The sequence below is a fragment of the Natranaerobius trueperi genome (assembly GCF_002216005.1).
In the GTDB taxonomy this organism is placed as follows: Bacteria; Bacillota; Natranaerobiia; order Natranaerobiales; family Natranaerobiaceae; genus Natranaerobius_A; species Natranaerobius_A trueperi.
The window spans coordinates 1-15,783 of record NZ_NIQC01000029.1; the positions used below are offsets into that span (position 1 = coordinate 1).

Annotated in this window: 14 protein-coding genes and 2 pseudogenes; 14 read left to right on the forward strand and 2 right to left on the reverse strand. The window is 33.4% G+C overall.

From position 1 onward, the window contains the following. A pseudogene (locus tag CDO51_RS15500) lies at positions 1 to 582 on the reverse strand (IS256 family transposase); the annotation flags it as partial. A 126-nt stretch (positions 583 to 708) separates the two neighbouring features. After that, entirely contained in the window at positions 709 to 1,215 is a 507-nt protein-coding gene (locus tag CDO51_RS10660) for a hypothetical protein (RefSeq protein ID WP_089024250.1), read from the reverse strand. Between the two features lie 162 nt (positions 1,216 to 1,377). Between CDO51_RS10660 and CDO51_RS10665 the strand changes: the two genes are divergently transcribed. From CDO51_RS10665 to rbsB, 14 genes and pseudogenes are all read left to right on the forward strand, one after another. After that, entirely contained in the window at positions 1,378 to 1,689 is a 312-nt protein-coding gene (locus CDO51_RS10665) for a hypothetical protein (RefSeq protein ID WP_089024251.1), read from the forward strand. A gap of 630 nt (positions 1,690 to 2,319) precedes the next feature. Then, a complete protein-coding gene (gene gcvT / locus CDO51_RS10670; protein ID WP_089024252.1) occupies positions 2,320 to 3,414 on the forward strand; it encodes a glycine cleavage system aminomethyltransferase GcvT in 1,095 nt (364 codons plus the stop codon). A gap of 1 nt (position 3,415) precedes the next feature. Further along, positions 3,416 to 3,817 carry a glycine cleavage system protein GcvH gene (gcvH, locus tag CDO51_RS10675; protein ID WP_089024253.1) on the forward strand — a complete coding sequence of 134 codons (402 nt, stop codon included), beginning with the start codon at positions 3,416 to 3,418 and terminating at the stop codon, positions 3,815 to 3,817. A gap of 2 nt (positions 3,818 to 3,819) precedes the next feature. Beyond that, complete coding sequence (gene gcvPA / locus CDO51_RS10680) at positions 3,820 to 5,166, forward strand: aminomethyl-transferring glycine dehydrogenase subunit GcvPA (RefSeq protein ID WP_089024254.1); 1,347 nt, start codon at positions 3,820 to 3,822, stop codon at positions 5,164 to 5,166. Then, positions 5,163 to 6,626 carry an aminomethyl-transferring glycine dehydrogenase subunit GcvPB gene (gene gcvPB / locus CDO51_RS10685; RefSeq protein WP_089024255.1) on the forward strand — a complete coding sequence of 488 codons (1,464 nt, stop codon included), beginning with the start codon at positions 5,163 to 5,165 and terminating at the stop codon, positions 6,624 to 6,626. Before gcvPA ends, gcvPB begins: the two co-directional genes overlap by 4 nt. Before the next feature lie 72 nt (positions 6,627 to 6,698). Next, the gene (gene lpdA, locus CDO51_RS10690) at positions 6,699 to 8,108 is read left to right on the forward strand and encodes a dihydrolipoyl dehydrogenase (RefSeq protein ID WP_089024256.1); all 1,410 of its coding nucleotides are present in this window, start codon (positions 6,699 to 6,701) and stop codon (positions 8,106 to 8,108) included. 273 nt (positions 8,109 to 8,381) lie between these two features. Then, positions 8,382 to 9,292: pseudogene (locus tag CDO51_RS14765) on the forward strand (lyase family protein); the annotation flags it as partial. A 309-nt stretch (positions 9,293 to 9,601) separates the two neighbouring features. Continuing rightward, the gene (locus CDO51_RS15505) at positions 9,602 to 9,706 is read left to right on the forward strand and encodes a hypothetical protein (protein WP_240503556.1); all 105 of its coding nucleotides are present in this window, start codon (positions 9,602 to 9,604) and stop codon (positions 9,704 to 9,706) included. A gap of 303 nt (positions 9,707 to 10,009) precedes the next feature. Further along, complete coding sequence (locus CDO51_RS10700) at positions 10,010 to 11,020, forward strand: LacI family DNA-binding transcriptional regulator (RefSeq protein ID WP_089024257.1); 1,011 nt, start codon at positions 10,010 to 10,012, stop codon at positions 11,018 to 11,020. A 4-nt stretch (positions 11,021 to 11,024) separates the two neighbouring features. Further along, positions 11,025 to 11,945, forward strand: coding sequence for a ribokinase (gene rbsK, locus CDO51_RS10705; RefSeq protein WP_089024258.1), 921 nt, complete (start codon positions 11,025 to 11,027; stop codon positions 11,943 to 11,945). A 1-nt stretch (position 11,946) separates the two neighbouring features. Then, on the forward strand, positions 11,947 to 12,354 hold the full coding sequence (rbsD, locus tag CDO51_RS10710; RefSeq protein ID WP_089024259.1) for a D-ribose pyranase: 408 nt from the start codon (positions 11,947 to 11,949) through the stop codon (positions 12,352 to 12,354). After that, positions 12,354 to 13,841 carry a sugar ABC transporter ATP-binding protein gene (locus CDO51_RS10715; RefSeq protein ID WP_089024260.1) on the forward strand — a complete coding sequence of 496 codons (1,488 nt, stop codon included), beginning with the start codon at positions 12,354 to 12,356 and terminating at the stop codon, positions 13,839 to 13,841. Before rbsD ends, CDO51_RS10715 begins: the two co-directional genes overlap by 1 nt. A 10-nt stretch (positions 13,842 to 13,851) precedes the next feature. Next, a complete protein-coding gene (locus tag CDO51_RS10720) occupies positions 13,852 to 14,829 on the forward strand; it encodes an ABC transporter permease (RefSeq protein ID WP_205842226.1) in 978 nt (325 codons plus the stop codon). Positions 14,830 to 14,868: 39 nt separating this feature from the next. Next, positions 14,869 to 15,780, forward strand: a complete 912-nt coding sequence (gene rbsB / locus CDO51_RS10725; protein WP_089024262.1) for a ribose ABC transporter substrate-binding protein RbsB — start codon at positions 14,869 to 14,871, stop codon at positions 15,778 to 15,780. The last annotated feature ends 3 nt before the right edge of the window (positions 15,781 to 15,783 follow it).

A 15,783-nucleotide genomic window follows, 5' to 3' on the forward strand; every position in this document is an offset into this window, starting at 1 on the left:
TCTAAATCAATCCCAATAGCCATATATGCTGCTTTATTCACTATTCGTCCATCTTGTCTCACTTTGTAGTGAACGGCATCCATGACTACATGTGCATAGACTCTTGATAATGGACGATTTTGCCATTCTTTAATCAAAGGTACTATTTTATCTGTTATTCCAGAGATTAATGTAGGTGAAGCATCTACGCCATAAAGATCTTGTAAATGAGCTTGTATATCTCTTACCGTCATACACTTTGCATACATACTTAATACTTGATCATCAATACTTGATATATCTCTCTGGTTCTTTTTCACTATTTGTGGTTCAAATTCGCCTTCACGATCTCTTGGTACTTCGATTTCTATTGCCATAATTTGACCTTAGTTGTTTTTCTCTCTTTCCATTTCGACTATTTGTAGTTTCCTTTTCTCGGTAATCATACTTTGAGTAACCCAGTTCATGATCAAGTTCACTTTCTAGCATTTCTTCTATTAGTTCACCAAATTGCTCCTTCAAAACTTCTTGAATATCATTTACATCTTTTAGTTTACCTTGTTTCATCATTTCTCTTACTTGCTTTTTGTCTATCAAATTCATAACGGTGCAAACCTCTTATTCTATTTTTATTATACATCATTTCGGAAGGTTTACACCGTTTATTTTACACTCTCTAACTTTTATAAAATAACAAGCCTTATTTTGGCTTGTCATTTTTATAAAAGGTTATCTACCTATTTTATTCAAGAGTCTTATTAACGGGGTTCTTTTGTTGTTATCTCTAAATAATGGGTCGTCTCCGAGTTTAGTAATTAAAACACTAGTAAAAGCACCAAAAACCAAGTGATCAACTAGGCTTAATAAGTTTGAACTTGCTTTCTTACTTTTAGCAGGAACGATAAGTCTAGGGGATACACCAAATAATAAGTACCAATAAAGACTTGCGATTCCCATTCCTTTTGTTATGGCATAGTCACGTCCTGTAGTAGATAAAGTATAAGTTATTGCTGTACCTAGGGTACTAGTTAAAATGAAATTTGCTAGTTTACCTAAAGTTCTTCCACTAAAAGTGTTAACTCTGTCTTTAGTTGTGAACAGGCTTGCTGCCATTTGTCCGTATTTGACATCTACAAGCCCTTTCTTGTACTCAAAAGAGTTGAATAGTGCACCTGGTATTCCTCCAATAATTCCTGAAACAACACCAAGTATTATTCTATCCTTGATTTTTCGCATAATTATCACCTATAATCATATTTTTTGTAGTATTTGTACAAAAGAGTCACATAATACATAAGTTTAAAAAATCTTAATAAGTTAAAATTATTTCCCTTAAGTATTCACTAAACAAAAATGATCCCCATATAGTATGTAAAGGGATAAGTGGGGGTGATAGGATTGGTTCCTATCCATTATTTTGGTTGGGTAATAATTGCGCTTGCAGTATTAAGGCTAAAAAATAAAGCTTGTATCAGCTTGAAATGGAGATTAGCCTTTGCATCATTCACAGGATTATATTCTTTGGGTGAGCTTACATCAGTTTATGGACCAACTGAATTAACTAATATATTTTATATGTTAAGTGCAGCATCCTTTTTAATACCTTTTTTAAAATATGACTTAGGAAATAAAAGGATTGTTGAGAAGGTTAGTGATACCTCATTATTACTAGGTATCGGAATTATTGTCTTATTATCAGGTATATCATAAAGCACCCCAAGTAAAAGGGGTGCTTTTCTAGAATTTTTTGCAATAATGGTATAGAAAAATAAATTATTTATTTCATAATCGTTTAAAGGACAATAGACTTAGGTGATTTATTTTTTGGTAAAGATGGAATGCATATCAATCTTTCTGATTTTTCCAGGTGAGAGTACTATTATCAAAAATAAACGAGTCCTCAAGTGGTGGTTAGTACTTTAGAAAAACTACAAGGTGAAAAGTTCTTGTAATATGCGGATCAGAAAATGCTTCAAAACGGTGTATTTCCCTTATTGATTAGTTTTACATAAGTTTAGGAGATCAGGTACCTATCTTTCCTCTTATGGTATATTTATGTATTTTATCTATAAACTTTCATCTTTACCACTTACCATTAACGTCTATAGTTTTTCGCTATTTTTACCATTTCATTTAAACTCTAGTAGGCAACCTAAAGTAAATTTATAAATTTACTTATTTTGTCATATTGAAATTACGCCTTTCAAAACCTTGAGTGTAGACTTGAAGGGTAAATTGATGTTATTTGGGTGCCATTTGACAGCCACGCTATAATGGATTATAATGGATTATAATGTAAGTTTTAATATTTAAAAACTATTATTAGATGGAGGTGATTTTTTGTCAGAACCCCAAAAAACCCCTTTGTACAATATTCATAAGGAGAGGGGAGGTAAGGTAATCGATTTTGGTGGCTGGTATTTACCAGTTCAGTTTTCTAGTATTATAGAGGAAGTTAATGATACTAGAACTAATGCAGGGCTTTTTGATGTATCACACATGGGAGAGATAATCGTAGAGGGTCCAAATTCAGAAAATTTCTTACAAAAAATGCTCACAAATGATGTTACTAAATTAAAAGATGGTAAAATCCAATATACACTAATGTGCTATGAAAACGGAGGAGTAGTAGACGATTTTGTAGTTTATAGATTACAAGAAAATAAGTATCTATTAGTTGTTAATGCTACGAATACAAAAAAAGATTATGATTGGCTAAAAAAACATCAGATAGAAGGAGTAGAAGTAAAAGATTATTCTGATGAGTACGGACAAATTGCTATTCAAGGACCAAAAGCAGAACAAATATTACAAAGACTAACTGATTATCCACTAGAGAATATCAAATTTTTTAACTTTGCTAATGTAAAACTAGATGATTTTGAAGTCCTTTTATCAAGAACAGGTTATACAGGAGAAGATGGGTTTGAGATTTATTCAGATGCTTCAGATACTAAAGCGATATGGGAGAGACTAGAACAAGTGGGTGAAACAGATGGGCTTAAACCGATAGGTTTAGGAGCAAGAGATGTCCTGCGGTTTGAAGTTTGCTTACCTTTATATGGTAATGAACTTTCTCCGGAGATTACTCCATTAGAAGCGGGGCTAGGATTTTTTGTTAAATTAAAAAAGGATAAAGATTTTATTGGGAAGAATGTTCTACAAAAGCAAAAAGAACAAGGGTTACCAAAAACTTTAGTCGGTTTTGAAATGCTTGATAAAGGGATACCAAGAACAGGTTATACTATAGAGAAAGATGGAGAAGAAATTGGTTTTGTTAGTTCAGGATCTCATTCTCCAACTTTAGATAAAGTCATTGGACTTGGTTTTATAAACCCTGAATATAATGAAATAGGTACAGAACTTGAGGTTAAAATCAGAAATAGAACTGCAAGGGCAAAGATTGTTAAAACACCTTTTTATGGGAGGGGATAAAATGACAAAAATTAGTGAAGGTCTTCTTTACACAAAGAATCATGAGTGGCTTAGAAAAGAAGGGGAGAACAAAGTTACTGTAGGAGTAACAGATTATGCACAAAACCAGTTAGGAGATATCGTGTTCGTTGAACTACCAGAGGAGGACGACGAATATGAACAAGAAGAAACATTTACAGTGATTGAATCAGTAAAGGCTGTAGCCGATACTTATTCACCGATTTCTGGAACTATAAAGGAGGTAAACGAAGAACTCTTAGACTCACCAGAATCAGTCAATCAAGATCCTTATGGAAAAGGATGGATTGCTGTTTTTGAATTAGCTGATGAAAGTGAATTAGAAGAATTTATGAGTGCTGAAGAGTACGAAAAATATTTAAAAGAAATCGAAGAGGAGGAATAGTTTTGAACTACAACTATTTACCTCATACAGAAAAAGAGCGTAGGGAGATGTTAGAATCCATAGGGGTGGAATCTGTTGAAGAACTTTTTTCAGATATCCCGAAAGATGTTTTATTAAAAAGAGATTTGAATTTACCAGGTTCATTATCTGAACCAGAACTTTTGAAACATTTCCAGACATTAGCATCGAAGAATGAAGACTTAACTGAGTACACACCATTTATTGGTGCAGGTGTTTATGATCATTATATTCCTAGTGTGATTAGTCATATAGTTAGTAGAAGCGAATTTTATACAGCTTATACACCATATCAAGCTGAAGCAAGTCAAGGTACATTACAAACAATATTTGAATATCAAACAATGATATCTGAACTAACAGGAATGGAAGTAGCAAATGCTTCAATATATGATGGTGCAACTTCTGTGGCTGAAGCAGCTTTGATGAGTCTTAAATCTACTAAAGGTAATATTGTACTTGTATCTGAAACTGTTAATCCAAGCTACAGAGAGGTATTGAAAACATATGTTGAAAATCAAGGTTTTCAAGTGAAAACAGTAGCAAAAACAGATGGTGTAACAAATAACGAGGACTTATATAATTCATTATCGAAGGATGTAGCTTGTTATATCGTTCAGACACCTAACTTTTTTGGAAACTTAGAAGAATTAGACGAAATAAAAGAAAAACTGAAAGAAAATAAGGCTATGTTTGTTGTATGTACTGATCCTATAGCTCTTGGACTAATGAAGCCTCCTGCAGATTATGGCGCGGATATAGTTGTTGGAGACGGGCAAGGTTTAGGTAATCCTATGAATTTCGGTGGTCCTTTACTTGGTTTTTTTGCGAGTACTAAAAAATTGATAAGAAAAATGCCAGGTAGAATCATTGGAGAAACAAGTGATAAAGAAGGTAATAGAGGATTTGTACTGAATTTACAAACTAGAGAACAACATATCCGCAGAGAAAAAGCTACCTCTAATATTTGCACAAATCAAGCTTTGAACGCTCTCGCCGCTGGTATTTACCTCACATTAATGGGACCAAAAGGTCTAAATGAAGTTGCTAACCTATGTATTCAAAAATCTAACTACTTAAAAGATAAAATCAAATTACTTGAAGGATATGAACTTGCCTTCGACCAACCATCATTTAAGGAATTTGTTATAAAAACACCTATGCCTCCAAGTGAATTGAATAACAAATTATTGGATAAGCAAATAGTTGGTGGGCTTGATTTAGGACGTTTTTATCCTGAACTGGAAAATCATATGTTGCTTTGTGTAACTGAAAATAGAACTAAGCAAGAAATTGACAGATTGGTACACGAATTGGAGGGGATTAAATGAAAAAACAAACTGCTCTTGTCTTTGAATTAGGAGGAAGTGATAGACAAGGATTCTCTCTTCCTGACTGTGACGTACCAGAAAAAGATCTTGAAGAATTATTACCAAGTGAAAAAATAAGGACTCAACTACCAAAATTACCTGAAGTCACAGAAAATGAAGCGATACGACATTACATTGAACTGTCAATTAAAAATCATCATGTTGACAGAGGATTCTACCCACTGGGGTCTTGTACTATGAAATATAATCCAAAGGTTAATGAAGATATTGCTTCTTTGCCTGGATTTACTAATGTTCATCCTTATCAATCTGAAGATCAAGTGCAAGGTACATTAGAGCTACTTTATAATGCTGAAAAATGGATAAATGAAATTACAGGAATGGATCGAGTGACTTTTCAGCCAGCTGCTGGTTCCCATGGAGAATTAACAGGGTTATTAGTAATGAAGGCATATTTAGAATCAAAAGGTGAAACCCGTACTAAAATATTGTGTCCTGATTCTGCTCACGGGACAAATCCAGCTAGTGCCGCAATGGCTGGGTTTGAATTGGTTGAGATTAAGTCTAATGATAAAGGGTTAGTAGATGTTGATGATCTAAAAGCACATTTAAATGAAGATGTTGCAGGTATAATGCTTACAAACCCTAATACACTTGGTTTATTTGAAGTAGAAATTAGTGAAATAGCAAGAGCCGTACATGAAGTAGGTGGTCTATTATATTATGATGGTGCTAACTTAAATGCAATTCAGGGATATGCAAGACCTGGGGATATGGGATTTGATGTAGTTCATCTGAATCTTCATAAAACTTTTTCTGCTCCTCACGGAGGAGGAGGACCTGGTAGTGGACCTATAGCAGTGAAAAAAGATCTAGAACCTTTTTTACCAGTACCAGATATTAAGAAAAAGGATGATAAGTTTGTTCTAGATTATGATGTGCCTAATACTATTGGTAAAGTTCATGGTTATTATGGTAACATCAATGTAATTATTAAAGCTTATTCTTATATGCGATATATGGGTGGAGAAGGGTTAAAGAAAGTAAGTGAAAATGCTGTTTTAAACGCTAACTATTTAAGAGATAACTTAAAAGACACATATCAGTTAGACCATGATCAACAACCATGTAAACATGAATTTGTGTTAAGTGGAAATAAACAAAAGAAACGGTATGGTGTAACAACTATGGATATTTCAAAAAGACATTTAGATTACGGAATTCATCCATCAATGGTTTACTTTCCATTGATTGTAGAAGAAGCAATGATGATCGAACCTACAGAAACAGAATCTAAAGAATCTCTTGACGATTATATAGAGGTAATGAAAACAATTGCAGAAGAACTAAAAACAGACCCCGATATAGTGAAAAATGCACCTCATACTGCTCCTATTGGTCGATTAGATGAAGCTTCTGCTGCAAGAAAACCAGTAGTAAGATGGTATCCTGAAGAGTAATTACATTTAATAATACTGCCCACCTTAAGGTGGGCAGTATTTAAAAGTTTTAGATGGAGGTGTTTAAATAAAATGGAACATGTAGACCTCTTAGTCATCGGGAGTGGTCCCGGAGGATATGTTGCAGCCCTTAGGGGTGCCCAATTAGGTGCTAGTGTAATTATGGTAGAGAAAAACGAACTTGGTGGGACATGTCTAAACCGAGGGTGTATACCAACAAAAACTCTTCATCAGAGTGCAGAGAAATATACTGATGCTAAGAAAGGTGAGGAGTTTGGTTTTGAAGTTTCTAATATATCACTGAACTATGATCGTGTTCAAGAAAGAAAAGATAAAGTTATTGAACAATTAAAAAATAGTGTAGAAAAATTACTAAAGAAAAATAATGTGAAGACCATCTATGGTAAGTGTAGCCTTAAACCAGACAAACGTGCTGTAATATCTTTAAATGATGGGTCCACAAAAGAAATAGCCGCTAAAAGAGTTATAATCGCAACTGGATCAAAACCATCTATACCAGATATACCTGGTATAGAACATCCAAATGTTATCGGGACAGATGAGATATTGGATTCTAAAGAGTTAGTGAATGATTTAGTTGTAATTGGTGGTGGAGTAACTGGTGTTGAGCTTGCCGGAATTATGGCTAATTTTGGAGTAAATGTTACCTTAATTAAGCGTACACCTTATCTGTCTCCACTAGATGATGATATTGCTCAAAGATTATTTAGTATGCTTAAAAAATCGGGAGTCAATGTTCTTACTAAAAGTCAAGTGTCTAAAATAGAGGATCAGGAAAATAGCGAGGGTGTAACTGTTCAAATAAAACGCAAAGAAAAATTAGAGGAAATAACTGCTGATAAAGTCTTGGTATCTAGGGGAAGAATACCTAATTTTGAAGGGTTAGATGAACTAGATCTTAAGACTAATAAAGACGGGATTATTGTTAATGAAAAAATGGAAACAAGTTTTGATGGAATATATGCAATAGGTGATGTTGCGAGTAATAGTTCTATGTTAGCCCATGTAGCAAATCACCAAGGAATCATAGCAGCAGAAAATGCTATGGGTAAAGAATATAAGTATGATGATAGAGCTGTCCCTGGTTGTGTATTCACTACTATAGAAGCTGCTTCAGTGGGTGAAAATGAAAGTTCTTTAAAAGAACAAGAAATCCCATATTTAGTAGGGCGGTTTCCTTTTGGGGCTAATGGAAAAGCTCTTGCTGCTGGAAAAGTTGAAGGTCAAGTAAAAATTATCTCTCATAAGGAATCTGGAGAAGTACTTGGTGTTCATATACTAGGACCTAATGCGTCTGACTTAATTCAAGAAGGGACATTGGCTGTAAAAAATAAGTTGAAGATTAACGATCTTGTGGATTTAATCCATCCTCATCCTACGTTAAGTGAGACTTTATGGGAAGCTGCTTTAGATATAACAGGACTCCCACTACATCAGATGCCTAAGAAACCAAGAAAGTAATGAGTCAATTATCAATTTAATTATGTAAGCTAGATGTCAATCTTTTCTATATCGATTGTCTATAATAAAACTATGGTTGATCCTATCTTTTTTTTAAAATCTATCACAAGCTTTAAAGGTTTTTTAGAGCTAACATTGACTACATTTATTAATCACTGTGATTAGTCAAATCTAAAAAGGAAATACTATAAATGATATTTATTGATAGGAAAGGAGACAACCATGGATTTTAACAAACAACATCGTATGGAAAGTGATCCTTTAGGTAACATAATGATTCCTAAATTAGCTTATTATGGGCCACAAACACAAAGGGCAGTAGATAACTTTCAAATAAGCGAAATCACACTGCCGAGATCTTTTATTAGAGCTCAAGGAATAATTAAAGCTTCAGCTGCAACTGTCAATATGGAGCTAGATGTATTATCTACTGATATAGGGCGAGCAATTATTAAAGCCTGTGAGGAAGTAATTGATGGAAGATTCGATGATCATTTTGTGGTAGATGTTTATCAAGCAGGAGCAGGGACCTCTCAAAACATGAATGCTAATGAAGTGATTGCAAATCGTGCTTTTGAAATAACCGAGGGAAGACAAAATATAAAAGCTAATGATCATGTAAATATGTCGCAATCAACAAACGACACTTTTCCTTCAGCTCTAAATATAGCTGCTGTTGAATCTATTACTAATGGTTTACTTCCAATACTTTTTCAGCTACAACAAGAACTAGAAAAAAAGCTGAACAATTTATGCCTGTTCTTAAAGCAGGACGTACCCATTTACATGATGGGGTACCTATACGACTTGGACATGAGTTTTCAGGTTTTAGTGAAACAATTCGTATGATTTATTATCAGCTTGAAGAGAGATTGGATGAATTATCTGAAATTGGTTTAGGTGGTAATGCTGTAGGAACTAAAATTAATTTACCTTCTAATTATATACCTAAAGTTATTAAAGAAGTTAGAAACAGAACAAACTTACCTTTTCGAGAACCTGTTAATATGTTTTCATTTATGCAAAATATGAATGGTCCAATTCGGTGTATGCAGACTTTAAAAGAGTTAGCAGTTCATCTCATTAAAATTACTAGTGATTTACGTTTACTTAGTTCTGGTCCTAGAACAGGTTTATATGAGATTACACTTCCTGCTGTTCAACCAGGGTCTACAATAATGCCTGGAAAAGTTAACCCAGCTATACTTGAAATGACTCATATGGTGTGTTGTCAAATTATCGGTTTTGAAGCAGCTATTTCATCTGCTGCTAAAGCTAGTCAATTAGAAATAAATGTTATGATGCCAATGATTGCTTATACACTTCTTCATTCTATTGAACTACTAACAAATGCTATTGATACACTTGTGGTAAAATGCATTTCTGGTATACAAGTAAATGATGAAATATGTAACAAATGGATGGATGAAAGTCTTTCATTAGTGACAGGATTAAGCCCTACATTAGGTTATGATATGGCGTCTCAAATAGGAATGAAAGCAGACCAAGAAAACAAAACCTTATATGAAGTACTTCAAGAGAAAGGGTTACTAACAGAAGAAGTTAAAGAGGCCATTAATCCACAAAACTTGGTATAGTATAATCTTTTAAAAAAGGGATTGACCTAATAATTAGGTCAATCCCTTTTTTAAATTCCGCCCGATATTATTCGGAGCATAACCAGCTTTTCAACATAAATAGTATCATTTTTTTTAGTTTACTACATCTTGAATAGCATGATCTCTATACACAATCAGGCGAAATAGTTTAGTTTACGCTATGGTAAAAATAACTAAAATTTAGACTCATAATTTTCAATTAACTATTTGACGGAGAATAAATTATAATATAAACTACAACTAAAAGGTTTTACTAAAACGTTTTAGTTAAAGGGGTTTTTTATGACTACTATTAAAGATATTGCTTCTAGAGTAGGGGTGTCAATAACTGCTGTTTCCCAGGTACTTAATAATAAAGAAGTGGGTATTAAAAAAGAGACTAAAGAAAAAATATTAGAAACAGCCAGAGAACTTGATTATAAACCTAATTATTTAGCAAGAGGTTTAATTACAAAACGTACTAAAACTATAGGATTGATTATACCTGATATTACAAACCCTTTTTTTCCTCAAATTGTAAGAGCAATCGAAGACACAGCAAATAAAATGGGATATAATATGATTTTGTGTAATACAGATGATAATTTAGATAAGGAACAATTATATTTAGATATTCTCAAAGAAAAATGTGTAGATGGAATCATTTTCACAAGTTCTACTGAATCCACTTTAAAACATGAAGACCTATTAAGTAAAATAAAATCCCCATTAGTTTTACTTGATAGAGGTATAACGGGTGATATAAGAATACCTAAGGTCTATACACATGGTTATAATGGTCTATTGTTAGGTGTGAATTATCTAGTAGAAAAAGACCATAAAAAAATTGGTTTCATTTCAGGGCCTGAGACGTCTGTTACTGCAAAAGAAAGATTAAAAGGATACAGAAGTTCTGTGGAAGAAAATGGATTAGAAACTAAATCAGAGTGGATATATTATGGTGACTATAAAGTTGAGACTGGTGAAAAAGCAGTTAAGGAATTACTTAATAGAGACCCTGAGATAACGGCGATTATATCTGCTAATGATTTGATGGCAGTTGGAGCAATGAGAGAAATAAAAAATCATGGCTTAAGAGTGCCGGAGGATATTTCTGTAATAGGATTTGATAATATTCAAATATCACGGTTTGTAGATCCTGCTTTAACTACTATAGCACAACCATCTTATAGAATGGGGGAGCTTGCAACAGAACTTTTAATCAATCAAATCGAGGATAAAGAAATACCTAAAAAAGAACATGAATTAGAACCAAAGCTAATTGTTCGAGACTCAGTAACTTTTAGGAGGTGATGATATGAAACTATCTGTACTAGGTAGTTTGAATATGGACTTTGTTTATTATGTTTCTCGATTACCTAAAGAAGGAGAAACTTTACTTGCAGAGGATAATGCTAAATTTCCAGGGGGGAAAGGTGCTAATCAAGCTGTAGCAGCTGCTAGACTAGGTAGTGATGTTAAGATGATTGGTGCTGTTGGAGATGATGATTTAGGTGATAGTTTATTAGAAAGTTTACAAAAAGAGAGTATTGATATCTCTGGGGTTAAACAGATGACTGATATAAATACAGGAAATGCATTTATCACGGTAGATAGTAAAGGAAATAATACTATATTAGTTTATTCTGGTGCTAATAGTAAAGTTGATTTGAAGTGGGTAGATAATTTCAAAAAAGATATAAGAGAATCTGATTTTTTACTCACACAACTAGAAACCCCTTTGGATATAGTAACAAAAGGTATTGAGCTTGCTTTTGATGTCGGGACAAAAGTAGTATTAAACCCTGCACCTGGTCTTACTCTACCTAATGAACTTTTAGAAAAAGTTTATTTATTAACACCAAATCAAACTGAACTTTCTATTATTTCCGGAAGAGAGATTAAAACAGATGATGATTTAATTACAGCATCTAGATCATTAATTGATTTAGGGGTACAAAATGTAGTAGTGACTTTAGGTTCTAAAGGAGCGCTTCATATAGATAAAACAAGTTATACTTTTATAGAAAGTTTTAATGTTAATGCAATAGATACTACGGCAGCTGGAGATAGTTTTACGGCCGGACTTACCTTTGGTATTTGGAGGGGTAAGAGTATCAAAGAGGCTTTACAATATGCTTCAGCTGTATCTGCTCTTACTGTTATAAAAGAAGGAGCTCAAAGTTCACTACCAACAGCAAATCAGGTCGAGATGTATCTAGAGAAAGGGGAAATATAACATGAAAAAAACACCATTATTAAATAGTAAAATTTCACGCACAATTGCAGAGATGGGACATACGGACAAGCTTACTATAGCAGATGCAGGTCTGCCAATAAACCAAGATGTAGAAAGAATAGATCTTGCTTTAAAAGAAGGAATACCTAAATTTTTAGAAACCTTAGATGTAGTATTATCTGAGTTAGTAGTTGAAGAAGTGACCCTTGCAAGTGAAACTAAAGAAAGTAATCAAGAACTGTATGAAGAAATTGTAGCAATTTTAAAAAAACATAACCCAGAAATTAAAATAAAAGAAGTTACACATCATAGTTTTAAGATTGAATCTAATAAATCAAAGGCAGTTATCAGAACTGGAGAGTATACACCGTTTTCTAATATAATTTTAAAATCCGGAGTGGTGTTTTAATGTCTCTTTTAAATATGAAAGGCATAACAAAAACCTTTCCAGGAGTTAAAGCATTAGATAATGTAGACCTAGAACTTAATGATAGTGAAGTTTTAGCTTTATTAGGGGAAAATGGTGCAGGTAAATCAACACTTATGAAAATATTAAGTGGTGTATATAGTGAAGATGAAGGAAGTTTAGAGGTTAGGGGAAGAAAACTTAAGATAGATTCCCCTCAAACTGCTATGGAAAATGGTATTGGAATTATTCATCAAGAGTTAAGCTTAGTACCTCATCTTTCTGTTACAGAAAATATTTTTTTAGGTAGAGAAAAGTTGCATTCATTTTTTAAAAAAATTGATTGGAAAGCCTTAAATAAAGAAAGTGAACAACTTTTATTAGAGTTAGGGATTAGAAATGTTGATGTTACTCGTCCTGTTAAAGAGTATAGTATAGCTGTTCAACAGATGGTTGAAATAGCTAGAATATTATCTATGAATTGTGACATTATTATTATGGATGAACCTACTGATGCCTTAACTCCTCAAGAAATAGAATCCCTATTTAAAGTTATTAGATCTCTTAAAACATCTGGTAAAGGTATTATATATATAAGTCATAAGTTAGAAGAAATATTTGAAATTTGTGATAGAGTTCAAGTTTTAAGAGATGGGTCATATGTAGATACAAAAAAAGTGTCTGAGACGAATACAGAAGAATTAATTCAAATGATGGTTGGTAGAGATGTAGAAAATAAGTTTCCATGGAAAGAGCCAATACCAAAAGAAACTGTATTAGAATTACAAAATGTAAGTTCATCAGGATTAGTTTATAATATAAACTTAGAAGCTAAAAAAGGAGAAGTTTTAGGTATATTTGGATTGATGGGATCAGGACGAACTGAGCTATGTAAAACTATATTTGGTGTTTATCCCAGTGATGGAACTATATTACTTGATGGTTCGAAAGCCAAACTAAATTCTCCTAAGGATGCTATTAAGAGAGGGATTGCTTATTTATCTGAAAATAGAAAATCAGAAGGCTTATTTTTAGAACACGAAGTTTATAGAAATATGACACTAGCGTCTTTAGACTTTTTCTCAACTTCATTAGGTAAGATTGATAAAAAATCAGAAAGAACCAAGGTAAATGAATATATTGAGAAATTAACTGTTAAAACCCCTCATATGAATCAGAAAGTAAATAATCTAAGCGGTGGAAATCAGCAGAAATTAGTATTTGGTAAATGGTTAATGACCGACCCAAAAGTTCTAATTTTAGACGAGCCTACTAGAGGTGTTGATGTAGGAGCAAAAGTAGAATTATATAATTTAATTAATGAACTTAAAGCAAAAGATGTAGTAATAATAATGGTATCTTCAGAATTACCTGAAGTAATGGGTATTAGTGATAGAATCCTTGTCATGCACGATGGCAGAGTAACTGGTGAGTTTTCACATCAGGATGCAACACAAGAAAAAATAATGGAAAAAGCTGTGAATGCTTAGGAGGGATTATTTGAATACCTTGAAGACTAAACTTAAACATATTGTAGATACTTTAAAAAAAGATGATGTAAAAAGTAAGTTGTTTAAATTAAGGTCTTTAATAGGGTTGGTTTTAATATGCCTTGTTCTTGCGCTTTTAACTCCAAGATTTTTAACAATATCTAACTTATTTAATGTATTAAGACAAACTTCCTTAAATGCAATTATGGGTGTAGGGCTAACGTTTGTTATTTTAACTGGTGGAATTGATCTATCAGTTGGTTCAGTATTAGCTTTTTCTGGTGTTAGTGCTGCAACAGTTGCACAATTAGGTCTACCAGCTCCTATAGCAATTTTTATTGGTCTAATAGCTGGGAGTGCATTAGGCTTTTTTAATGGACTAATTATAACTAAAGGAAAAGTTCCACCATTTATAGCAACATTAGCTATGATGACAATTGCTCGAGGTGGTGCATTAGTTATAAGTGATGGGCGACCTATAAGTGGTTTGGGTGAAGGTTTTCATTTCATAGGTCGTGGAATGATTGGAATAATACCTGTTCCGGTTATTATTACAATCGTTGTTTTCTTACTAGCTTATTATGTTTTAACCCAAACGAGAACAGGTAGGTATATTTATGCTACTGGTAGTAATGAACATGCTGCTAAATTGACTGGCATAAATACTGATAAAGTTAAGCTGTTTGCGTATTCCTTATCAGGATTTACTGCAGCCTTAAGTGCTATGATTGAAATTTCAAGACTTGGATCAGCGCCACCAACAGCAGGAGATGGTGCTGAGTTAGATGCTATTGCAGCAGTTGTAATAGGTGGTACAAGCCTAGCTGGTGGAATGGGTGGTGTTTTAGGAACCTTTATAGGTGCAATGATCATTGGGGTTTTAAATAATGGTCTAAACCTTCTTAACGTTTCTTCATACTATCAGTTAGTTGTTCGAGGTTCTGTTATTTTAATAGCTGTTTTATTAGATCGAAAGAAAGCTGATTAATCAGCTTCTTTATAAAAAATTAATTAGGGGGTTATTATTATGAGTAACATTAAAAAAGTATTAGTTGTAGGAGGGCTAATATCACTTATGTTAGCAATCTTCGTAGGATGTGGAGATGCGCCAGCAGAAGGTGATGAGGACAAAGAAACAATCGGTTTAGTGGTATCAACACTTAATAATCCATTCTTTGTTTCATTAGAAGAAGGAGTAGAAGAAGAAGCAGAAGATATGGGATATGACCTTACTGTATTAGACTCTCAGGATGATTCATCTCAGGAACTTTCAAATGTAGAAGATTTAGTACAACAAGAAGTGTCTTTAATCTTAATTAATCCTGTAGATAGTGAGGCAGTAGAAAGTGCTGTTACTATAGCTAATGATGCAGATATTCCAGTGGTAACGTTAGATAGAAGTTCAGAAGGTGGAGAAGTAGTTTCTCACGTTGCTTCAGATAATGTAGCTGGCGGAGAAATGGCAGGAGATTTTATTGTAGATGAGCTTGATAATGAAGGTAAAGTAGTTGAATTAGAAGGTGTACCAGGAGCTTCTGCCACAAGAGATAGAGGTGAAGGGTTTAATAATGCTATCGATGATAGTGATCTTGAAGTAATAGCATCACAAACAGCTAATTTTAACCGACAAGAAGGTCTTAGTGTTATGGAAAACATATTACAAGCTGAAGAGGAGATCGATGCTGTTTTTGCTCACAATGATGAAATGGCATTAGGGGCACTTCGTGCAATCGAAGATTCCGGAAGAGATATTATGGTAGTAGGATTTGATGCTACTGATGATGCAAGAGAAGCTGTTTCTGAAGGAAGTATGGCGGCTACAGTAGCTCAACAACCAGAATTAATAGGTTCTATGGGGGTAGAGGTTTCATCTGACTTCTTGACAGATGAAGAAATTGATGAATATATTCCAGTAGAATTAGAACTTGTAACAGAATAAGTT